Here is a 19,061-nt window from a genome sequence, read left to right on the forward strand (position 1 = left end):
GAGGAGGACGCGCACCCGCGGATCCTCGCAGGTGGTTGCGTCGCGGGCAGGTCATACTGGCGCGCGTGACGGACGAGCCCAGAGACCCTTGGACCTACGTGGTGACGGACGTCGAGCTGGACGGACCCTGGCCGGGCATCAACTCGATGCGGTCCTTCGCCTCGGTGGCGATCTCTGCCGACGGCACCGAGCAGGGGCGGTTCGAGGCCGTGCTCGAGCCGCTGCCCGGCACGGCGCCGGACGCGAAGACACTGGCCTGGTTCGCCGACCACCCTCAGGCATGGCACGCGGCCACCACGGACCCCGAGCCGGTGACGGCCGTGATGGAGCGGTACGTCGTCTGGCTGCGTGACCTGCCGTGGCCGCGGATGTTCGCGGCCTTCCCGCTCGCGCTGGACGGCATCTGGATCGACCACTACCTGCGTCGTTTCACCTCCTACGGCATCCGTCAGGGTCACCACGAGGAGGACCGGGTGTTCATCGGTCCCGGCTTGTGCATCCGCAGCTATGCAGCGGCGGTCACGGGCGAGTCGGCAGGAGTGGTCGACGTCGACACACTTCCCGCGGACTGGTTCGGCCACGTCGAGCACACCCACCGGGCCGTCGACGACACGGTGGGGTACGCGAACCTGCTCGTCGAGCTGTTCCGCAGGGCGAGGACGAGCCAGCCCGGCTAGCGCCGCACCATCCGCCGCTCCAGGCCGACGTCCTCGTGCTTGGTGACCCCGTCGAAGCCGAAGCCCTGCCGCTCGTAGAAGCGGATCGCCCGCTCGTTGCCGTCGAGGACCCAGACGTAGGCCGGCGCGGCGCCGAGGGCGGCCTCGCACAGGGCGTGCCCGACGCCGGTGCCATAGACGGACTCCCGGACGTAGAGCGCCATCAGCTCGAGCGGCGGCAGCCCCTCGGCGGGGTCGTCGCGACCGGGGCCGGTGCTCGAGAAGCCGAGCAGCCGCCCGTCGTCCGCCCACGCCAGGAGGTTGTCGCTCGGGCCCGCCGCGATGATGCCGTGCCAGCTCGCCACGCGCTCGGCGCGGCGCGCCCGGCGCTCGGCGAAGACCGACGCCGGCATGAGGCCGGCGTACGCCTCCTCCCACACGTCGAGGTGCAGGTCGGCGAGCGCCTCCGCATCGCCGACCCGGGCCGGTGCGATGCGCACCGTCAGCGACGCCCCACCGACTGCGTGAGCCGCAGCACCCGGTTGGGGATGGCGCGGGTGAGCGCGATGATCGTCTTGTACTGCGCACCGGGGATCGAGAAGGCCCGGCCCTTCTCGAAGTCCTCCAAGGACTTCCGCACGAGGAAGTCGACGTCGAGCCACATGAAGCCGTCTCCGCGCTTGACCTGCATCCGCTCGTGGAACTCGGTCTTGGTGAAGCCCGGGCAGAGCGCCATCACCGTCACGCCGCGAGACCTGTACTCCAGGTGGGCCCACTCGCTGAAGCTGTTGACCCACACCTTGGCGGCGGAGTAGGTGCCGCGGGGGAGGAAGGCGGCGACGCTGGAGACGTTGATGATGCCGCCGTGACCGCGCTCGGCCATCGGGCCGAGGGCGGCGTGGCTGAGCCGCAGCACCGCGGTCACCAGCACCTCCAGCATCGCGGTCTCGTCGTCGGCGGAGTTGTCGAGGAAGCGCTGCTTGAGCCCGAAGCCGGCGTTGTTGACGAGCAGGTCGACCGGCCGCGCGCGGTCGGCGAGGCGAGCCTCGACGGTGGCGAGCTGCTCGCGGTCGGTCAGGTCGGCGACGAGCACCTCGACCTCGACCTGGTGGGCGCGCCGCAGCTCCTCGGCGACCTCCTCGAGTCGGGCGGCGTCGCGCGCGACGAGGACGAGGTCGTCGCCGCGGGCGGCGAGCTGGACGGCGTACTCGTGGCCGATGCCGGCGGTCGCGCCGGTGATGAGCGAGGTGGTCTTCGGGGTGGGCATGCGCCCAGCATTTCAGGACACCTGCGGCGGATGCGACCCGGTCCGGCACAATGGCGGGCAATGAGCACCAAGAGCCGGGGAGCGGCCCCCGTCACGCTGGCCGTCGCCAACCAGAAGGGCGGGGTCGCCAAGACCACGTCCGTCGCCTCGATCGGTGCCGCGCTGGCCGAGCTCGGGCACCGGGTCCTGCTGGTCGACCTCGACCCGCAGGCCTGCCTGACCTTCTCGCTCGGGATCGACCCCGAGGACCTCGAGATCTCGGTGCACCACGTCCTCACCAAGGGCGTCGACGCCACCGAGGTCATCATCGAGACCGAGGACGGCGTCGACGTGCTGCCGGCCACGATCGAGCTGGCCCGGGCCGAGGCCGACCTGCTGACCCGCACCGGCCGCGAGCACGTCATCAAGGGCGCGCTCGAGCAGCTCGCCGAGGAGCTCGGCGACACCGAGGAGGGCCCGTACGACTGGGTGCTGCTCGACTGCCCGCCCTCGCTGGGCGTGCTGACGGTCGCCGCGCTGACCGCCGCGGACGGCGTGCTGGTGCCGCTGCAGTGCGAGACGCTGTCGCACCGCGGCGTCGGGCAGCTCCTCGACACCGTCCACGACGTACGCCGCTTCACCAATCGCGGACTGGAGTTGTGGGGCGTCCTGCCGACCCTCTACGACGGCCGCACCAACCACGCGCGCACGGTGCTGGAGACGATCAGCGAGACCTACGACCTCGAGGTCGTCGAGCCGCCGATCCCCAAGACCATCAAGTTCGCCGAGGCCCCGGCCGCCGGGCGGTCCATCCTCGCGACCAGCCGCAGCAGCAAGGGCGCGACGGCCTACCGAGAGGTCGCCGGCAACCTCGTCGAGCGCGCCTCCCGGCCGAAGGCGGCGAAGAAGAAGCCCGCGACCAGGAAGGCGTCGAAGAAGGGCTGATCAGCCCTTCGGCGTCTCGACCGACGCACCACCGCGCGTACGACGGCGGCTGCGGTTGCGGCGACGCGGGGCGTCACCGGACCTCTCCGACGAGCCCGACTCCGAGCGACCCGAGTCCGAGCGACCCGAGCCGGAGCGACCGCCGGACCGCTCGCGCGGCGCGCGCTCCTTCTTCTCGACCGGGGCGGGGTCGACGATGCGGCCCTTGGTGCCGGCCGGGATGCCCTGGTCGTGGAAGAGGTGCTCGGAGGTCGAGTAGGTCTCCTGCGGATCCGGGAAGGGCAGGTCGAGGGCCTTGTTGATCATCTTCCAGCGGTGCAGGTCGGCCCAGTCGACGAAGGTGATCGCGATGCCCGAGGCGCCCGCGCGACCGGTGCGGCCGATGCGGTGGACGTAGGTCTTGTCGTCCTCGGGGCAGGTGTAGTTGATGACGTGGGAGACGCCGCGCACGTCGATGCCGCGGGCGGCGACGTCGGTGGCGACGAGGACGCGGATCTTGTCCTCGCGGAACTTCGCCAGCGCCTTCTCGCGCGCGACCTGGGCCATGTCGCCGTGCAGCGGCGAGGCGCTGAACCCGCGCTCGGCGAGGTCGTCGGCCACCCGCTGCGCCTGGCGCTTGGTGCGGGTGAAGACGATGATCTTCTCGGCGTCCTCGGCCTGGAGGATCCGGCCGATGATCTCCGGCTTGTCGAGGTCGTGGGCCTGGTAGATGAACTGCGCGGTGGCCGGCACCATCGTGGTGTCGTAGGACGACTCGGCGCGGATGTTCATCGGGTGGCGCATGTGCGTGCGGGCCAGCGCGACGATCGCCGACGGCATGGTCGCCGAGAACAGCATCGTCTGGCGGGTCTCGGGCGTCTTCGACAGCAGCGTGATGACGTCGGGCAGGAAGCCGAGGTCGAGCATCTCGTCGGCCTCGTCGAGCACGAGCGCGTGGACGTGCGACAGGTCGAGGGCGCGACGGTTGGCCAGGTCGATGAGACGGCCGGGGGTGCCGACCACGATGTCGACACCCGACTCGAGGGCCTCGAGCTGGGCGTCGTAGCCGACGCCGCCGTAGACGGTGAGGACCCGCAGGCCCATGTCCTTGCTGGCGAGGTGCAGGTCGCTGGAGACCTGGAGCGCGAGCTCGCGGGTCGGGGCGACGATGAGCGCCTGCGGCTTGCCTTGCGGGAGGTCGGCGTACGCCGGGTTGCTCGGCGCGATCGAGCGCTGGATCACGGGGATGCCGAAAGCCAGCGTCTTGCCGGTGCCCGTGCGGGCCTGGCCGATGAGGTCGGTGCCGAGCAGGGCGACCGAGAGGGTCATCTCCTGGATGGCGAAGGGGGTGGTGATGCCGGCGCGGTCGAGCGCGTCGCAGATCTCGGGCAGCACGCCCAGTTCACGGAAGGTGGTCACGAATGGTGTCGCTCTCTGATGAGTCGGGTTGTCCCACGCGTATGCGGTCAGCCCACTCGCACGCCCTCAGAGGGGACAAGTGCCGACCGCGCACATACAGGCGGCCGCCGGTTGAGTCGGCGGCTCGGTCACCATCATGGTATCGCTACGCTGCGACCATGACGGAATCGCCCGATGAGGACTACCGCCGCGCCGCAGTCGACCTCCTCGGGGCCATCGCGTACGGGGAGCTGTCGGCCTTCGAGCGGCTCGTCGAGGACGCCAAGATGGCGCCCGGCATCGACGACAAGATCGCCATCGGCGCGATGGCCACGGCGGAGTTCGGCCACCTCCGCAAGCTCGTGGAGAGGCTCGAGCAGCTCGGCGCCGACCCCGCCGAGGCGATGCAGGCCTTCCGGCAGAGCTTCGACAGCTTCCACGCGCACACGGCGCCGTCGGACTACTACGAAGGACTGATCAAGGCCTACGTCGGCGACGGCCTCGCCGCGGACTTCTACCGCGAGATCGCGGCCTACCTCGACCCCGAGACCCGCGAGGTCATCATCAGCTCGCTGGAGGACACCGGACAGACGGCGTTCATCGTCGAGCGGGTCCGCGCCGGGATCGCCGAGGACCACCGGCTGGGCGGGCGCCTCGCCCTCTGGGGGCGCCGGCTGATGGGGGAGGCCCTGACCCAGGCGCAGCGCGTCGCGGGGGACCGTGACTCGCTCACGGCGCTGCTGGCCGGAGGTGTCGACCGGCCGGGGCTGGACCTCGCCGCGCTCGGGCGGATGTTCGCCCGGCTCACCGAGCTGCACGCCGCCAGGATGGCCGAGCTCGGCCTCGAGGCCTGACGCCCCGGGTCAGGCCTTGGGGGTGTGGCGACCCGTGAAGGTCGCGGCCACCACGACCAGCACCGCCGCGGCGCCGACCTGCCAGACGTGGCGCCAGATGTCGAGGCCGCGGCTCGTGTCGTACATGTCGCCGTTGGGGTAGTTGTCGGCGACGCCGAACAACCCGTAGTAGACGTAGCTGCCGACGAACGCGCCGACGATGCCGCACACGACGGTCAGCCACAGCGGGATGTTGTCGCGGTCCCCTGGGGCGATCGCCTTGCCGAGGAATCCGATGACCAGCCCGACCGCGATGGTGACGAGGATCGTCCAGAGCAGCCCCATGGCTGTCGTCCCGCGCGGGTCAGCGGAAGCCGACGGTGCTGGCGCTCGGGGAGCCGAGCTCGACGTACGCGATCTTGGACGCCGGCACGACGACCGCACGACCCTTGGTGTCCTTGAGGTGCAGCACGCCGTCGGCGGCGAGGGCCTCGCCGAGCAGCTTCTCGACGTCCTCGGGCGTGCTGTCGGTGTCGAGCACGAGCTCGCGCTGGGCGTGCTGCACGCCGATCTTGACCTCCACGGTGTTGCTCCTCAGCTCAGGGGTGTCGTACGTCGTGATGAATGATGCCGGGTCAGTGGTCGTCGGTCATCGGGTAGCCCCGGATGCCGCGCCAGGCCAGGCCCGCGATCAGGGCCGCGGCGTCGTCCTGCTTGATCTCGCCGCCGCCCGCCAGCCAGAACCTCGCGGACACCTGGGCCATTCCCACCAGCGACACCGCGAGGAGCTCCGAGGCCTCGTCGGGCAGGCCGGTGTCGGTGCGGATCACGTCGGCGATCATGGAGGCGCACTCGGTCGTCACCCGGTCCACCCGCTCGCGCACGTCGGGCTCGCTGGTGAGGTCGGACTCGAAGACCAGCCGGAACGCGCCCTCCTCGGACGCGACGTAGCTGTAGAAGACCTTCATCGTCGCCTCGACGCGGTCCTTGTTGTCCGTGGTGGAGGCGAGCGCCCCGCGGCAGTTGTCGATGATCAGGTCGCAGGAGGTGTCGAGCAGCGCGAGGTAGAGGTCGAGCTTGCCGGGGAAGTGCTGGTAGAGCACCGGCTTCGAGACGCCGGCGCGGTCGGCGATGTCGTCCATCGCGGCAGCGTGGTAGCCCTGGGCGACGAAGACCTCGAGGGCCGACTCGAGCAGCTGCGCGCGACGCTCGCGGCGCGGCATCCGGCCGCCGCGCGGTCGCGGCTGGGCGCCATCGAACGAGGTGTCGGTGCTGCCTGCGGTCACGTCGTACTCCTGAGTAGTGGGTCTGGCCGAGCCTAGCCGCCCGTGGGCCGCGAGCCTGCGTCCGTATCGCGGGACGCGGCACCGCGTGTTGGAAGTGCGCGGGGAACATGGAGGACGCCGGTGCTGTTGCACCGACACCCGAGTCAAGGAGAAGACGTGTCGTTCGAAGCACTGGTCGAGCCCGCCGCGGAGCTCACCGTCGACGAGGTGCGCCGCTACAGCCGCCACCTGATCATCCCCGACGTGGGCATGAGCGGGCAGAAGCGGCTGAAGAACGCCAAGGTGCTGGTCATCGGTGCCGGCGGCCTGGGCTCGCCCGCCCTGCTCTACCTCGCCGCGGCCGGTGTCGGCACGCTGGGCATCGCGGAGTTCGACGAGGTCGACGAGTCCAACCTGCAGCGCCAGATCATCCACGGCATGTCCGACATCGGCCGTCCGAAGGCGCTGTCGGCCAAGGAGTCGATCGCCGAGGTCAACCCGTACGTCGAGGTCGTCGTGCACGGCGAACGCCTCGACAACGACAACGTGCTGCAGGTCTTCGAGGGCTACGACCTCATCGTCGACGGCACCGACAACTTCGCCACCCGCTACATGGTCAACGACGCGGCCTACTTCCTCGGCATCCCCTACGTGTGGGGCTCGATCTACCGCTTCGACGGCCAGGCCTCGGTCTTCGCGCCGACGATGGCCGACGACGCCCCGTGCTACCGCTGCCTCTACCCCGAACCTCCGCCGCCGGGCATGGTCCCGAGCTGCGCCGAGGGCGGCGTGCTCGGCGTCCTCTGCGCGAGCATCGGCTCCATCCAGGTCAACGAGGCGATCAAGCTGCTGACCGGCATCGGCGACCCCGCGATCGGCAAGCTCGTCATCTACGACGCGCTCGAGCTCGAGTGGCGCAAGCTCAAGGTCCGCAAGGACCCCAACTGCGCGCTGTGCGGCGAGAACGCCACCGTCACCGGCCTCATCGACTACGACGCGTTCTGCGGCGCCGTGTCCGACGAGGCCGCCGAGGCGGCCGCCGGCTCGACCATCTCGGTCACCCAGCTCGAGGCGATGCTCAAGGAGCGCGAGGAGGGGACCCGCGACTTCGAGCTCATCGACGTGCGCGAGCCCAACGAGTTCGAGATCAACCAGATCCCGGGCGCCAGGCTGATCCCCAAGGGCGAGTTCCTCAACGGCAATGCCCTCGGCGACCTGCCGAGCGACAAGCCGATCGTGCTGCACTGCAAGTCGGGCGTCCGCTCGGCCGAGGTGCTCGCGATCGTCAAGGGCGCCGGCTACTCCGACGCCGTCCACGTCGGTGGCGGCGTGGTCGCCTGGGTCAGCCAGATCGATCCCAGCCAGCCGGCGTACTGACTCCGGCACGGGACGCGAAGACGCGAACGCGCGGGCGCGCGGGTGGTCAGGAATGACTACCCGCGCGTAACCCGTGTGAGCCATGCCTCGTTGAGGGGGCATGCGTACTCCCACGAAGCTCCTGACCCTCGCCGCTGCGGGCCTCGTCGCCGCAGCCGCGACCAGCGCCCCCGCGACCGCCGCGCCGAAGAAGCAAGTGCGGACCGCCTGGGCCCCCGCCGACACCGCCACCATCCACCCCGGCGTGCAGATGTACACCGAGGGTGCCCAGTGCACCGCCAACTTCGTCTACACCGACACCGCCGGCACGACGTACGTCGGCTACGCCGCGCACTGCGCCGGCACGGGTGAGGCCACCGACACCAACGGCTGCGATGCCGGCTCGCTGCCGCTCGGCACCCGGGTCGACTTCGTCGAGGGCGGCTCGCTCCTCGCCGAGGGCACCCGCGTGGGCGGCGGCACGCTCGTCTACTCCTCGTGGCTGGCGATGCAGCAGCGCGGCGAGACCGACGAGAACGCCTGCGCCTACAACGACCTCGCGCTGGTGAAGGTCGACGCCGCCGACGTCGCCGAGGTCAACCCGTCGGTCCCCTTCTGGGGCGGCCCGGTCGCCCTCAACACGACCGGCACCGCGCCCGGCGACACCGTGTACTCCTACGGCAACTCCAGCCTCCGCGCCGGCATCGAGGAGCTGTCGCCCAAGCAGGGCACCAGCGTCGGCACCGAGGGCGAGGGCTGGTCGCACCCCGTCTACACCGTGACGCCCGGCGTCCCGGGTGACTCCGGCTCGGCCTTCCTCGACGCCGAGGGCAACGCGCTCGGGACGCTGTCCACGCTCGCCATCGCCCCGCTCGCCGGGTCCAACGGCGTCGGCGACCTGGCCCACGAGCTCTCCTACGCGCAGGCCACCAGCGGCATCGCCGGCCTGCGACTGGTGCCCGGCACGGAGCCGTTCAGCCCGATCCTCTGACCCGACCCCCACAAGCGCCTGCCCCCACCAGGCGCGCCCCCCTCGCATGGCGCGACCCGTTCACCTGATATGTAGGTGCCTTCTGTCAAGGGGCATGGCGAGGCGCCCGTCCCCGTTGGTTGCGGGGCGGGCGCCTCTTGCTTCGTCGTCGTCCTCGCCTTGGCGAGCGTGTCTTCGCGACGCGCGGGTCAGACTGATATTCGCGGGTTGGGTACCGCAAGACGGGGTTTCGGCTGGAGCGTTTTCGCGTGTCTAGGGGCGAGCGTCGCCCGGCGTGCGCCGGACTGCTCATAGGTGAATCGCGGGTCGCTCCACGCGCTGCCACCAGGTGTGGTTGGCGACGAAGCAGATCGTGGGGTGTTAGTCCATGACGGCCAGGGACCAGCACCAGCCGGCCAGCTCGCGAGCGATGGCCACGTTGGCGACGTTGTGGGTCTTACGGCGGTCGATGAACTTCACCCACCGCTGGTGCAGACGACGGTTGCCCTCATCGCCGCGGACCCGTGCCTGGGCTGGGGCCAGGTCCCAGCGGTCGCGCAGAGCTTTCCCGACCAGGTAGCGGGCGCGGTGGTGCCAGGCGGCCTCGACCAGGAGCCGGCGCGCGTGGCCGTTGCCGGTCTTGGTGATCGACCCGCGGTTCTTCGACTCCCCCGAGGAGTGCTCGGTGGGGGTGAGACCGACGAAGGTGCCGATGGAGTTGCCGGTGAACCGGTGCCAGTCACCAATCTCGACCGCGAGCCCGAACCCGGTCAGGGTGCTGACCCCACGCAGACAGCCGAGCCGGCGCACGACGGGGGTGAACTCCGAGTCGGCGGCCATCTCCTCGATCGCGGCGTCGAGCCGGTTCCGTCGGGCCTTCACTGCGAGCACGGCCTCGTAGTCGTTGTCGAAGGTCAGCCGGGTCGCGGGCGCGGTCAGCTGGGGAAGCGCCTCGTGGCGCAGCCAGATGTCGTGCTTGCCGGTCCACGCCTGGCCGCCGTAGTAGACGATGCCGTGGCGCAGCAGCAGTTTCGAGAGCCGGTGCCGGGCCCGCATCAGATCGGCGCGGCAGTCCTCCCGGGCCCGGACCAGGTTGCGAGCGGCTTCCTGGTCCGGGGTCGGGATCGACACCGTCGTGATCTCGTCGAGGCGCAGGAGCTTGGCGAGATGGATGGCGTCCTTGGCGTCGGTCTTGACCCGATCACCCGCCGGTTTCTGCAGCTTCGACGGCGCGAGGACCTCGCACCGGATACCGGCAGCGGTCAGGTGCCGGTACAGCCCGAAACCGGTCGGCCCGGCCTCGTAGGCCACCGCCACCGATCCCGGCAAGCCGACCAGCCACGACTCGACATGCTCATAGGACGGGGTCAGCTTCGTCTGGAACAGCTCGCCCGTGACGCCATCGATCGCCGCTGCTGCGACAGATCGGGCGTGCACGTCGAGCCCAACACTCGTACGCTCGGTAAACACCGGGGCCTCCCACAATTGTCGGATAGGCCGAGCAGGCAGCCCCTGCTCGGTAACCCACGAATCTTGTGAGTGAGGCCCCGGCCCGCAACCCCATCACGCCGAAGGGGTCACGTCATACCGTCTAGGGTCGCGCCATGCGTGCTCTGGGGGACTGGCCGCCGGCTGTGCGTGCCGTCACCGCCGTCGCCGCCACCTGCCTGTTCGTGGTGCTCGTGGCGTGGGCGACGCTCCTCGGGCCCGACCAGGTGTTCACCGGGCCCGGGCCGCGGCCGGCCACGATCAGCGCGACCGAGTCGTGCACCCCCTTGCCCGTGCGGACCAACGCCGACGGCACCGTCGAGGTCGTCTACCCCGACGACTACGCGCTGGGCAGCGGCTACTGCGACCCGCCCTCGGTGGGTGACCGCGAGGAGGCCGAGGACCTCGTCGTGCAGAACCCGCCACCGTTCTGGCTCAAGGTACTCGTGTGGCTCGCCCTGGGGGCGCTCCTCGTCGGCGGTGCGGCGCTCGTGCTGTGGCTGCTGGTCGCGGTGGTGCGCCAGCTCAGGGCAGGCCGGGGCCGGCGCGAGCACCGTCCGGAGGTGGAGTTCTCGATCCTCGACGAGCCGGACCGCGTCGCCGAGCAGGTCGTCCGCGACGCCGACGAGCAGGACGCGCTGCTCCGTGGGGGCGACGCCCGCAACGCGATCGTCGAGACCTGGCACCGGTTCGAGGTGCAAGGCGAGCGGGCGGGCGTGCCGCGGCGGGGGTCGGAGACGTCGTCGGAGTACGCCCTGCGCATCCTCGACCTCGCCGACGCCGACAGCGGCCCCGTGAGCCGGCTCGCCGAGCTCTACCGCGAGGCCCGCTTCTCCGACCACGAGATCACCGAGCACCACCGCACGGAGGCGCTGGCTGCCCTGGCCGCCATCCGGCGCAGCCTGGGGGTGCGGTCGTGAGGAAGCAGCTGGCGCGCTGGCGCGGCCGCGTCGGGGGAGGGGGCGTCCTGGCCGGCATCGGCTACGCGATGGCCGTCTGGCTCGACTTCGAGCCCCGGCCGCTCCCGTACGCCGTCTGGGCGGTCGTCGTGCTCGCCATGACCTACCTCGTGGTCGACACCGTCGACGTCCCGGTGGCGCACTGGCGGCAGAGCCTGCCGACTCGGTCCGACCGGGTCGACGAGGCCACCTCCGACCTCCGGGTGCTGTCCAGCCACCAGCAGGCCGACCACCCCTCGGACGCGCTGGGGGTGCGCCTGGTGGAGCTCGCGCGGGGTCGCGACCCGGACCTCGCCGCGCAGGTCCAGCACGAGATCTCCGGCGTGCGCCGCATCGCACCTGCCGACATCGACCGCATCCTGACCCGAATAGAGGACACCCGTGACCGACGCTGACCCCCGCCCTTCCGCCGCCACCCCGGCCGCCGCCCTGGCCGCCCCCCTCGCGGTGGCCGAGTTCGCCGAGCGCGTGCTCGACGAGGTGGGACGTGCCGTCGTCGGCAAGCGCGAGGTGCTGGCGCTGGTGCTGGCCGGCATCCTCGCCAAGGGCCACGTGCTGCTCGAGGACTTCCCGGGGCTCGGCAAGACCCTGGCCGCACGGTCCTTCGCCGGGGCGCTGGGCCTGGAGTTCGCCCGGGCGCAGTTCACCCCCGACCTGCTGCCCGCCGACCTCACCGGCTCGTACGTCTACGACCAGCGGCGCGCCGAGTTCGACTTCCGGCCGGGCCCGATCTTCGCCGGCCTCCTGCTCGCCGACGAGATCAACCGCACCCCGCCCAAGACGCAGGCGGCACTGCTGGAGGCGATGCAGGAGGGCCAGGTCACCGTCGAGGGCCAGACCCACCCGCTGCCCCGGCCGTTCCACGTGCTGGCCACCGCGAACCCCGTCGAGTACGAGGGCACCTACCCGCTGCCGGAGGCGCAGCTCGACCGCTTCCTCATGCGCGTCGGCTTCGGCTACCCCAGCGCGGGAGAGGAGTACGACGTGCTCCGCCGGCGGCTGGATCGCCAGCGCGAGGAGGTCGACATCGTCCAGGTCACCGACGCCGCCGGGCTCGCGGCCGTGCAGGCGGCGGTGGAGCGGGTGGTCGTGGACGAGTCCGTCGCCCGTTACTGCGTGGCGCTCGTCGCGGCGACCCGCGGGCACTCCGACGTGCTGACCGGCGCCTCGCCCCGCGGGAGCCTCGGACTCGTGCTCACCGCGCGCGCCTGGGCGGCCATCCGGGGGCGCGACTTCGTCGTCCCCGAGGACGTCAAGGTCGTCGCCCGAGCCGTGCTCGCGCACCGGATCACCGTCAAGCCCGACCTCTGGATGACCCAGGCCTCCGGGGCCCGGGTCGTCGACGCGGTGCTGGGCTCCGTCGAGACGCCACGGACGCTGGAGTCGCGGTGACCTCCTGGCGGCCGACACCCGCGCTGGTGCGGGCGTGCCTGCTCGCGCTCGGCGGTGTCAGCGGCGGGGTCGTGCTCGGCCAGGAGGCGCTGGTGGTCCTCGCCGCCCCGTTCGTGCTCGTGGCGGCGATGGGCCTGGCCGCCCGGCCGCGGACCACGCCCCGGGTGTCGGCCCGCCTCGACCACCACCGCCTGCACGAGGGCCAGGGGTCGACCTCACGGCTCGACGTCGACGACCTCACCGGGGTCGAGCACGTCACTCGCGTGGCCGGGATCGCGCCGCACGTCGCCACCGTGCCGGTGCAGGGCGCTGTCGGCGGGCTGGTCGACGCGGGACTGCCGACGCTCGGCTTCAGTCCGCGACGCTGGGGACGCCGCGCGCTCGGGTCCGAGCGTGTGGCGCTGACGAGCGCCTGGGCGGGGTGGCGCTGGGGGCCGCTCGACCTGCCCGAGAACGGCCTGAGCGTGCTGCCGCAGACCGCGCCCTATGACAGTCGCGCGGAAGTGCCGCAACCAGACGGGCTGGTCGGCCGGCACCGCTCGCGACGGCTGGGCGGCGGCACCGAGTTCGAGGGCATCCGCGCCTTCGCCACCGGCGACCGGCTGAAGCGGATCACCTGGCCGGTGTCGCTGCGCACCGGTGAGCTGCACGTCATCACCACCCGCGCCGAGCAGGACGCCGGGGTGTGGCTGGTGGTCGACGGGTTGCGCGACATCGGGGTCTCCGGCGGGGTCGACGGCGCGGCGAGCACCCTCGACCTCACGGTGCGGGCGGCCGCCGCGCTGGCCGAGCACCACGTCCGCACGGGCGACCGGGTGGGCCTGCTGGTGGTGGCCGCCGACGGCACCCGCGTCCCCCTGGGCGCGGGGCCGCGCCACCTGAACCGGCTGCACGGCACGCTCGCGCGCGTACGGACCGAGGCTCGCAGCGTGCCGCCCGAGCGGCTCGACCTCGGCGCCGGCGCCGGCAGCGTCGTCTACGTGCTGTCGCCGATGCTCTTCACCCCGCTCGTCACGGCGACCGCGAGCCTCCAGCGCCGCGGCGGCTCGGCGATCGTGGTCGACACCCTCGGCGAAGCCCTGTCCGGCGGTGCCGACCGCCTCGCGCTCCCGTCCCTGGCCGCCCGGATGCAGCGCATCGAGCGCGACGACCGCCTCCAGCGCCTGGCCGGTCTCGGCACCCCCGTCGTGCCGTGGCGCGGGCCCGGCACGCTCGACACGGTCCTTCACCAGCTCGCGCGTCGCGCGCAGGTGCCGAAGGTGCGTGCCTGATGCGCCTCCTCCCCACCGGTGTCGCGCCCTCCGCCGTCCTGCTGCGGGCGCTGGTCCTCGCGCTGCCGTGCGTCGCCCTCGCGCTCGCGCTTCCGCAGGTGCCGCACTGGGCGGTGCTCTTCGGGGTGCCGGTGAGCGCCCTCGCGTGGGCGCGCTCGCCCGACCACGCCGTCGGAGTGGTGCCTCTCGTGCTCGCGGGCGGGTGGTGGGCGACCCACGGCGTGCTCGACTGGCGGGTGCTCCTCGTGGCGGTGCTGCTGGTCGGCGCCCACCTGGCGGCGACGCTCGCGGCCTACGGGCCCACGACGCTCGCCCTCGACCCGCGCCTGGCGCGCCTGTGGCTCGTGCGGGGGCTGCTCGCGCTCGTGCCCGTGCCCGTCGCGTGGCTCGCGGTGCGCGGCCTCGACCCGGCCTGGGCGCCACCCGGGACCTGGCTCGCCACCGGCGCCGCGGTCGTGGCGCTGCTGCTGGTGACCGCGCACCTGACCCGGTCGGAGGCACGGTGACCACGGAGGACGAGCGGGAGCTGTACGCCGAGCTGGTGCTGCGGTGTGCCGAGTCGGTCCCGCGCGGCCGGGTGACGACGTACGGCGCCATCGCCGACGTGGTCGGGGAGCGGCTCGGTCGTGGCGGGCCGCGCCTGGTGGGCAACGTGATGGCCACCCACGGTGGCGCGGTCCCGTGGTGGCGCGTCGTCCGCGCGGACGGGTCGCTACCGCCGTCGCACGACGAGGAGGCGAGGCAGGCCTACCTCGAGGAGGGCACGCCGCTGCGCCCGAGCGGGTCCGTGGATCTGACACGCGCCTTCGTCGCGCCGCGCCTCGGGGCAGAATGACGCCCATGCTCTACACGGTCGCGCACGGCGTCATCCCTCCGCTCGTCCGTGCCGTGTGGCGTCCGACGGTCGAGGGCCTGCACCACGTGCCCGCGACGGGACCCGTCATCGTGGCGAGCAACCACCTGTCATTCTTCGACAGCGTGGTCATCCCGGTGGTCGTGCCGCGCAAGGTCGTCTTCCTCGCCAAGTCCGACTACTTCACCGGGTCGGGGGTGAGGGGCGCGGCGCAGCGGGCCTGGTTCGAGGGGCTCGGCATGCTCCCCGTCGACCGCGACGACACGAAGGCCGCGATCGCGAGCCTCGACACCGCGCTCGAGGTGCTGCGGCGTGGGGAGGCGTTCGGCATCTACCCCGAGGGCACCCGCTCACGCGACGGCCGGCTCTACCGGGGCCGCACCGGCGTGGCCCACCTCGCGCTGACCGCGGGCTGCCCGGTCGTCCCGGTGGGGCTGCAGGGCACCGAGGACATCCAGCCCGTCGGCTCCAACCGCCCTCGGCTGCGCGGCGTCGACGTGACGGTGCGCGTCGGTGAGCCGATCACCGTCGCGGGCGAGTACGACGGCGTCGCCACCGGCCGCGCCCGCCGCGACCTCACCGACCGGATCATGACCGCGATCGCGGGACTGACCGGCCAGGAGCTGGCCGGCGCCTACAACGAGCGGCCGGCCTCCACCTCGGCCTGAGCCGACCGGGCCGCGAGCGCGGCGAGCGCCTTCGGGAAGATCTCCGCGGGCGGGGTGACGAGCCCGGCGCCGACCTGGCCGACGCCGGCGACCGCGCCGGCCATGCCGGTGTTGATCTGCGGCAGGATCCCCGTACGGCACACCTTGGTCACGTCGATGCCGGTGGGCGTGCCCTGGAACTCCAGCACGGGCACCGTCCAGCGCGGGTTCTCCGCGAGGGTGATCTCGTGCATCCGGCGCGTGGTGGCCAGCGCGTCGGGCACCGAGCCGCCGACGAGGCGGACGATCGCCGGCGCGGTCGCCATCGCGAAGCCGCCGATGCCAGCCGTCTCGGTGATCGCGGAGTCGCCGATGTCGGGGTTGGCGTCGTCGGGACCGAAGTCGCCGAGGAAGAGGCCCTCGGCGACCTGCGCCGGGCCGGTGAACCACTCGTCGCCCGTGCCGGAGACCTGGATGCCGAAGTCGGTGCCGTTGCGCGCCATCGCCACGACCATCGTCGACCCCGGCACGTCGCGACCTGCGTCGAGGGCGAGCTTGCACGCGGGCATGGCGAGGTTGAGGAAGAAGTGGTCGTTGCCGCCGACGAAGCGCAGCACGTCGGCGACGTCCGAGCTGTGGAAGCCGCCCTCCTCCGCACTGGTCACCATCGCGGGGGACAGGTCGCGCAACAGCATCAGCGTGCCGGCGCGGTTGCGGTTGTGGGCCTCGTCTCCCATCTGGAGCATCTGCGTGAGGATGCCGGTGACGTCGGTGGCCTCCGGGGTGCCGCGCACTGCCGCCTGGAGCAGGGGGCCGAGCACGTCGCCCATCCAGCGCAGGCGGGTCAGCACCTCGTCGTTGTAGGCGCCGTAGCGCAGCACCTTGCCGAGGCCCTCGTTGAGGGAGCAGTACGTCCGGCGGCCGGTCGCGCGGTCCTCGAGGACCCACATCCACATCGACGGCGTGACTACGCCCGCCATCGGGCCGACGGCGCTGCGGTGGTGGCACGGCTCGAGGCTGACGCTGCTGCCGGACTCGAAGAGCGCGACCGCGTCCTCGGGGTCGTCGACGAGGCCCTCGAGGGCGGCCCCGCCCATCAGGGCGCCGCGTAGGGGGCCGGAGGCACGCTCCCACTCGATCGGCGGGCCGGCGTGGAGGAACTGCCCCTGCTCGAGCCCGAGGACCTCGCTCGCCGGGGCGACGTCGACGAGGTGGGCGGTGACGCCGAGCATCGCCTCGACGGCCGTGCGGTTGGCCTCGACGCGGCGCGGGTCGGTGGCGACCGTCGCGAGGTCTGCCTCGGTGCCCGGCATCGGGGGACGCCAGTCGACGCGCTGGACGTCGACGGCCTGGCCGGCCACGGCGTCGGCGAACATGTCGGCGCCGCAGGTGACGACCGTGGGGGTGCTCATCAGGAGGCCTTCCCTTCGAAGTTGCTCAGCAGGTCGAGGGCGCGGCGGGTGGCGCTCGCGTTGGACAGGTGGACCTCGGCGCCGGCGGCGACGAGCGCGTCGCGCTGCGCGGAGAGGCCCTGGGGGTCGAGGTCGGTGCCGACGAGGCTGACGACGACCGGGATCGGCCGCTCCGCGCGAGCTGCCTCGATGGCGGGGGCGAGGAGGGAGGCCGGGTCGGGCTCGGCGCCGTGGCCGAGCACGAGGTCGAGGAGGATCACGCCGGTCGAGGGGTCGGCGGCGGCGCGGGAGATCTGCTCGTTGCGCAGGGTCGGGTCGATCATCGGGTGCGCGCGGCCCTGGGTCAGGGCGTCGTCGCCGAAGTCGACGAACGTGTGGGTGTCCGCGATCAGCTCGCCCGGGTCGAGGGCGAGGTCGTCGGAGAGCGGGATGTTGCTGCGCACGGGGCCGAGCGCCTCGGTCGCGAGCAGCATCGACTCGTCGCACAGGGTCCCGCCGACGAAGAGGCCGCGCAGGAGCGGTCCGGTCGCGGCGGCCGACTCGTCGGCGCCCTGCACGGGCCAGTCGGGGGCGTCGTGGCCGAGGCGCGCGAGCACGGCCTCGGCGACGGCGGTGAGGTCGCGCTGGCCGCGACCGAGCAGGCCGAGCTCGACCGGGGTCGCCAGCGCGTCGGTGTCACGGGCGAGGGCCTCGGCGACCTCGGGGGCGGGGGGCTTGGAGACCACGACGACCAGGTCGACGTCCGGGTCGGCGTCGAGGCGGCGCAGCGCCTCGCGCGTGGCGAGCCCGCCGACCGCGGCCGACAGGTCACGGCCACCCACGCCGAGCGCGTGGCGTACGCCGACCCCGTCGGTGCCCTGCGCGGCGAGGTGCTCGCCCGCGTGGTGCAGCAGCGCGAGCAGCTGCTGGCAGCCGGTGCCGGAGGCGGCGACGAGCCCGATCCGGCCGGGGCGCACCGTGTTGGCGAAGCCCAGTCCGACGCCGTCGATGACCGCGGTACCGCAGTCGGGGCCCATCACGAGGGCGCCGCGGGAGGAGGCGTACGTCTTGAGCGCGACCTCCTCGGCGAGCGGCACGTTGTCGCTGAAGACCATCACGTCGTGGCCGGACTCGAGCGCGTCCATCGCCTCGACGGTGGCGCTGGCGCCCGGCACCGAGACCAGGGCGACGGCGCCGCCGGGACCCGTACGCCGCAGTGCGCTGCCGGTGGTGCGGGGCGGGGCCTCGGTGGTGTCGCCGGTGGTGGGGCGGGTCGGGGTGAGGGCGGTGTCGACGGCCTGCAGTGCCTGCGCGACGTCGGCGTCGGCGTCGAGGCGCAGCGCCACGACCATGTCGTTGCCGGAGGCGGGTGGAACGGCAAAGCCCATCGCCTCGAGCACCTCGAGGTTGAGCCCGGTGGCCATCGCGACCTGCGCGGCGACGACGCCGGGCGTGGCCTGGACGGCACGGCTGACCTGGAGGAGGGTCACCGAGTCGGCGTACGCGCCGCTGCGGAGCTCGACGTGGTCCACGTGGTCCACGTGGTCCTTGGTGGTGGTGGTGCTCATGCTGCCCTCCCGGGGCGGTCGGCGGGGTGGTCGTGGGGGCTGTCCTGATCGGGCATCGAGGCCAGCGCGAGGCGCGCGCCGGTGAGGAGGCCGGCTCCCGAGGTGGCGCCGACGGCGAGGAGCGCGTCGGTCGCCCCGTTCGAGGGGGAGGTGAGCCAGTCCGCGAGCTGGGGCAGCACCTCGCCGCGCAGGGCGCAGTCGAGCAGGGTCGCGGACAGCAGCGTCGTGACGCCCAGCCGGCGGCGTACGGCCGAGGCCAGCACGGGGTCCGGCCGGCCCGCGGCGGCGCGGGTGGCCAGCCAGCCGGCCAGCACGTCGTCGCCGAGCGGGGTCAGGCCCGGCCCGCGGCCGAGCAGGGCGTCGAGGTGCGCGGGGACCAGTCGGCCGTCGGCGGGCAGGGCGAGCCCGGAGGTCGCCGGGTGCGGCGCGAGGGTCTGGCCGGCGCGTCGCGGAGCGGGCGCAGTGACGTCGACGACGCGTCCGATGCGGGTCTGGCGTCCGCCGAGGACGAGCGTGCCGCCCCGTACCTCGACGTGGGGGGCGCCGCGGTGCTGCCCGAGGCCGATGACCTCGGTGAGGTCCGGCAGCGCCGACCAGAGGGCGCACGGCACCCGGGTCGCCGTCGCGGAGACGAGGCCGAGGCACCAGCCGTCGAGGTCGACGTAGATCGCCGAGCTGCTGGCGTGGAGGACCTGCCGGGGACCGTCAGCGGCGGTGAGGAGCCGCCGGCGCGCCCGCTGTGGTGCCGCAACGGGAAGTGGTCCGGACATCACTCCCCAGACGCTAGCGGGCCGTGGGAGACTCGCGAATGTGAGAACTTGTCGGAGCAAGGGGCTGATGTGCG

Annotated in this window: 22 protein-coding genes; 12 read left to right on the plus strand and 10 right to left on the minus strand. The window is 72.8% G+C overall.

Going from position 1 to position 19,061, the window contains the following annotated elements:
- Positions 1 to 65: 65 nt before the first annotated feature.
- Positions 66 to 677: a hypothetical protein gene (locus EXE59_RS12325; RefSeq protein WP_135839170.1), complete on the plus strand. Its 612-nt coding sequence runs from the start codon at positions 66 to 68 to the stop codon at positions 675 to 677.
- On the opposite strand, the gene EXE59_RS12330 is transcribed toward EXE59_RS12325, so the two are convergent.
- Both EXE59_RS12330 and EXE59_RS12335 read right to left on the minus strand, forming a co-directional pair.
- Positions 674 to 1,156, minus strand: a complete 483-nt coding sequence (locus EXE59_RS12330) for a GNAT family N-acetyltransferase (protein ID WP_135839171.1) — start codon at positions 1,154 to 1,156, stop codon at positions 674 to 676. The two genes, EXE59_RS12325 and EXE59_RS12330, sit on opposite strands and share 4 nt — an antisense overlap.
- 2 nt (positions 1,157 to 1,158) lie before the next feature.
- The gene (locus EXE59_RS12335) at positions 1,159 to 1,923 is read right to left on the minus strand and encodes an SDR family NAD(P)-dependent oxidoreductase (RefSeq protein ID WP_135839172.1); all 765 of its coding nucleotides are present in this window, start codon (positions 1,921 to 1,923) and stop codon (positions 1,159 to 1,161) included.
- A gap of 60 nt (positions 1,924 to 1,983) precedes the next feature.
- Here EXE59_RS12335 and EXE59_RS12340 point away from each other — a divergent pair, with 60 nt between their 5' ends.
- Positions 1,984 to 2,847 carry a ParA family protein gene (locus EXE59_RS12340; protein ID WP_135839173.1) on the plus strand — a complete coding sequence of 288 codons (864 nt, stop codon included), beginning with the start codon at positions 1,984 to 1,986 and terminating at the stop codon, positions 2,845 to 2,847.
- On the opposite strand, the gene EXE59_RS12345 is transcribed toward EXE59_RS12340, so the two are convergent.
- Positions 2,848 to 4,296 (minus strand): DEAD/DEAH box helicase, encoded by a 1,449-nt coding sequence (locus EXE59_RS12345; protein ID WP_425464537.1) that lies wholly within the window; start codon positions 4,294 to 4,296, stop codon positions 2,848 to 2,850.
- A gap of 107 nt (positions 4,297 to 4,403) precedes the next feature.
- Between EXE59_RS12345 and EXE59_RS12350 the strand changes: the two genes are divergently transcribed.
- Entirely contained in the window at positions 4,404 to 5,078 is a 675-nt protein-coding gene (locus EXE59_RS12350) for a ferritin-like fold-containing protein (RefSeq protein WP_135839174.1), read from the plus strand.
- A gap of 9 nt (positions 5,079 to 5,087) precedes the next feature.
- On the opposite strand, the gene EXE59_RS12355 is transcribed toward EXE59_RS12350, so the two are convergent.
- Genes EXE59_RS12355 through EXE59_RS12365 form a run of 3 tightly spaced genes read right to left on the minus strand, consistent with a single transcriptional unit; the run spans position 5,088 to position 6,280 of the window.
- Positions 5,088 to 5,402 carry a GlsB/YeaQ/YmgE family stress response membrane protein gene (locus EXE59_RS12355; protein WP_135839175.1) on the minus strand — a complete coding sequence of 105 codons (315 nt, stop codon included), beginning with the start codon at positions 5,400 to 5,402 and terminating at the stop codon, positions 5,088 to 5,090.
- Positions 5,403 to 5,421: 19 nt separating this feature from the next.
- On the minus strand, positions 5,422 to 5,640 hold the full coding sequence (locus EXE59_RS12360; protein ID WP_135839176.1) for a DUF3107 domain-containing protein: 219 nt from the start codon (positions 5,638 to 5,640) through the stop codon (positions 5,422 to 5,424).
- A 52-nt stretch (positions 5,641 to 5,692) separates the two neighbouring features.
- The gene (locus EXE59_RS12365; protein ID WP_135841271.1) at positions 5,693 to 6,280 is read right to left on the minus strand and encodes a TetR/AcrR family transcriptional regulator; all 588 of its coding nucleotides are present in this window, start codon (positions 6,278 to 6,280) and stop codon (positions 5,693 to 5,695) included.
- Between the two features lie 219 nt (positions 6,281 to 6,499).
- Between EXE59_RS12365 and moeZ the strand changes: the two genes are divergently transcribed.
- A complete protein-coding gene (gene moeZ / locus EXE59_RS12370; RefSeq protein ID WP_135839177.1) occupies positions 6,500 to 7,699 on the plus strand; it encodes an adenylyltransferase/sulfurtransferase MoeZ in 1,200 nt (399 codons plus the stop codon).
- A 100-nt stretch (positions 7,700 to 7,799) separates the two neighbouring features.
- The gene (locus EXE59_RS12375; RefSeq protein WP_135839178.1) at positions 7,800 to 8,669 is read left to right on the plus strand and encodes a trypsin-like peptidase domain-containing protein; all 870 of its coding nucleotides are present in this window, start codon (positions 7,800 to 7,802) and stop codon (positions 8,667 to 8,669) included.
- A gap of 360 nt (positions 8,670 to 9,029) precedes the next feature.
- On the opposite strand, the gene EXE59_RS12380 is transcribed toward EXE59_RS12375, so the two are convergent.
- The gene (locus EXE59_RS12380; protein ID WP_135837073.1) at positions 9,030 to 10,118 is read right to left on the minus strand and encodes an IS110 family RNA-guided transposase; all 1,089 of its coding nucleotides are present in this window, start codon (positions 10,116 to 10,118) and stop codon (positions 9,030 to 9,032) included.
- A 134-nt stretch (positions 10,119 to 10,252) separates the two neighbouring features.
- Between EXE59_RS12380 and EXE59_RS12385 the strand changes: the two genes are divergently transcribed.
- The 7 genes from EXE59_RS12385 to EXE59_RS12415 are packed head-to-tail and all read left to right on the plus strand — an operon-like array spanning position 10,253 to position 15,279.
- Positions 10,253 to 11,056 (plus strand): DUF4129 domain-containing protein, encoded by an 804-nt coding sequence (locus tag EXE59_RS12385; RefSeq protein WP_135839179.1) that lies wholly within the window; start codon positions 10,253 to 10,255, stop codon positions 11,054 to 11,056.
- Positions 11,053 to 11,490, plus strand: a complete 438-nt coding sequence (locus EXE59_RS12390) for a hypothetical protein (protein WP_135839180.1) — start codon at positions 11,053 to 11,055, stop codon at positions 11,488 to 11,490. Before EXE59_RS12385 ends, EXE59_RS12390 begins: the two co-directional genes overlap by 4 nt.
- Positions 11,491 to 11,524: 34 nt before the next feature.
- Positions 11,525 to 12,487, plus strand: a complete 963-nt coding sequence (locus tag EXE59_RS12395; protein WP_135841272.1) for an AAA family ATPase — start codon at positions 11,525 to 11,527, stop codon at positions 12,485 to 12,487.
- Entirely contained in the window at positions 12,484 to 13,758 is a 1,275-nt protein-coding gene (locus EXE59_RS12400) for a DUF58 domain-containing protein (RefSeq protein ID WP_135839181.1), read from the plus strand. The genes EXE59_RS12395 and EXE59_RS12400 overlap by 4 nt, the downstream gene beginning before the upstream one ends.
- Entirely contained in the window at positions 13,758 to 14,264 is a 507-nt protein-coding gene (locus tag EXE59_RS12405; RefSeq protein WP_135839182.1) for a hypothetical protein, read from the plus strand. The genes EXE59_RS12400 and EXE59_RS12405 overlap by 1 nt, the downstream gene beginning before the upstream one ends.
- The gene (locus EXE59_RS12410) at positions 14,261 to 14,593 is read left to right on the plus strand and encodes an MGMT family protein (RefSeq protein ID WP_210428976.1); all 333 of its coding nucleotides are present in this window, start codon (positions 14,261 to 14,263) and stop codon (positions 14,591 to 14,593) included. Before EXE59_RS12405 ends, EXE59_RS12410 begins: the two co-directional genes overlap by 4 nt.
- Positions 14,594 to 14,598: 5 nt before the next feature.
- Positions 14,599 to 15,279, plus strand: coding sequence for a lysophospholipid acyltransferase family protein (locus tag EXE59_RS12415; RefSeq protein ID WP_135839183.1), 681 nt, complete (start codon positions 14,599 to 14,601; stop codon positions 15,277 to 15,279).
- On the opposite strand, the gene EXE59_RS12420 is transcribed toward EXE59_RS12415, so the two are convergent.
- The 3 genes from EXE59_RS12420 to EXE59_RS12430 are packed head-to-tail and all read right to left on the minus strand — an operon-like array spanning position 15,246 to position 18,987.
- A complete protein-coding gene (locus EXE59_RS12420; protein ID WP_135839184.1) occupies positions 15,246 to 16,670 on the minus strand; it encodes a YlbE family protein in 1,425 nt (474 codons plus the stop codon). The genes EXE59_RS12415 and EXE59_RS12420 overlap by 34 nt on opposite strands.
- Entirely contained in the window at positions 16,670 to 18,217 is a 1,548-nt protein-coding gene (locus EXE59_RS12425) for an AllF/FdrA family protein (protein WP_135839185.1), read from the minus strand. Before EXE59_RS12425 ends, EXE59_RS12420 begins: the two co-directional genes overlap by 1 nt.
- A complete protein-coding gene (locus EXE59_RS12430; protein WP_135839186.1) occupies positions 18,214 to 18,987 on the minus strand; it encodes an oxamate carbamoyltransferase subunit AllH family protein in 774 nt (257 codons plus the stop codon). Before EXE59_RS12430 ends, EXE59_RS12425 begins: the two co-directional genes overlap by 4 nt.
- Positions 18,988 to 19,061: the final 74 nt, after the last annotated feature.

The sequence above is a fragment of the Nocardioides eburneiflavus genome, from assembly GCF_004785795.1.
GTDB classification, from domain to species: domain Bacteria; phylum Actinomycetota; class Actinomycetes; order Propionibacteriales; family Nocardioidaceae; genus Nocardioides; species Nocardioides eburneiflavus.

Bases quoted from the DNA above. Each gene is read 5' to 3' on its own strand.
- EXE59_RS12335 (WP_135839172.1), bottom strand. From the start codon at position 1,923: ATGCCCACCCCGAAGACCACCTCGCTCATCACCGGCGCGACCGCCGGC.
- EXE59_RS12340 (WP_135839173.1), top strand. From the start codon at position 1,984: ATGAGCACCAAGAGCCGGGGAGCGGCCCCCGTCACGCTGGCCGTCGCC.
- EXE59_RS12350 (WP_135839174.1), top strand. From the start codon at position 4,404: ATGACGGAATCGCCCGATGAGGACTACCGCCGCGCCGCAGTCGACCTC.
- EXE59_RS12355 (WP_135839175.1), bottom strand. From the start codon at position 5,402: ATGGGGCTGCTCTGGACGATCCTCGTCACCATCGCGGTCGGGCTGGTC.
- EXE59_RS12365 (WP_135841271.1), bottom strand. From the start codon at position 6,280: ATGCCGCGCCGCGAGCGTCGCGCGCAGCTGCTCGAGTCGGCCCTCGAG.
- EXE59_RS12375 (WP_135839178.1), top strand. From the start codon at position 7,800: ATGCGTACTCCCACGAAGCTCCTGACCCTCGCCGCTGCGGGCCTCGTC.
- EXE59_RS12385 (WP_135839179.1), top strand. From the start codon at position 10,253: ATGCGTGCTCTGGGGGACTGGCCGCCGGCTGTGCGTGCCGTCACCGCC.
- EXE59_RS12405 (WP_135839182.1), top strand. From the start codon at position 13,758: ATGCGCCTCCTCCCCACCGGTGTCGCGCCCTCCGCCGTCCTGCTGCGG.
- EXE59_RS12415 (WP_135839183.1), top strand. From the start codon at position 14,599: ATGCTCTACACGGTCGCGCACGGCGTCATCCCTCCGCTCGTCCGTGCC.
- EXE59_RS12420 (WP_135839184.1), bottom strand. From the start codon at position 16,670: ATGAGCACCCCCACGGTCGTCACCTGCGGCGCCGACATGTTCGCCGAC.
- EXE59_RS12425 (WP_135839185.1), bottom strand. From the start codon at position 18,217: ATGAGCACCACCACCACCAAGGACCACGTGGACCACGTGGACCACGTC.
- EXE59_RS12430 (WP_135839186.1), bottom strand. From the start codon at position 18,987: ATGTCCGGACCACTTCCCGTTGCGGCACCACAGCGGGCGCGCCGGCGG.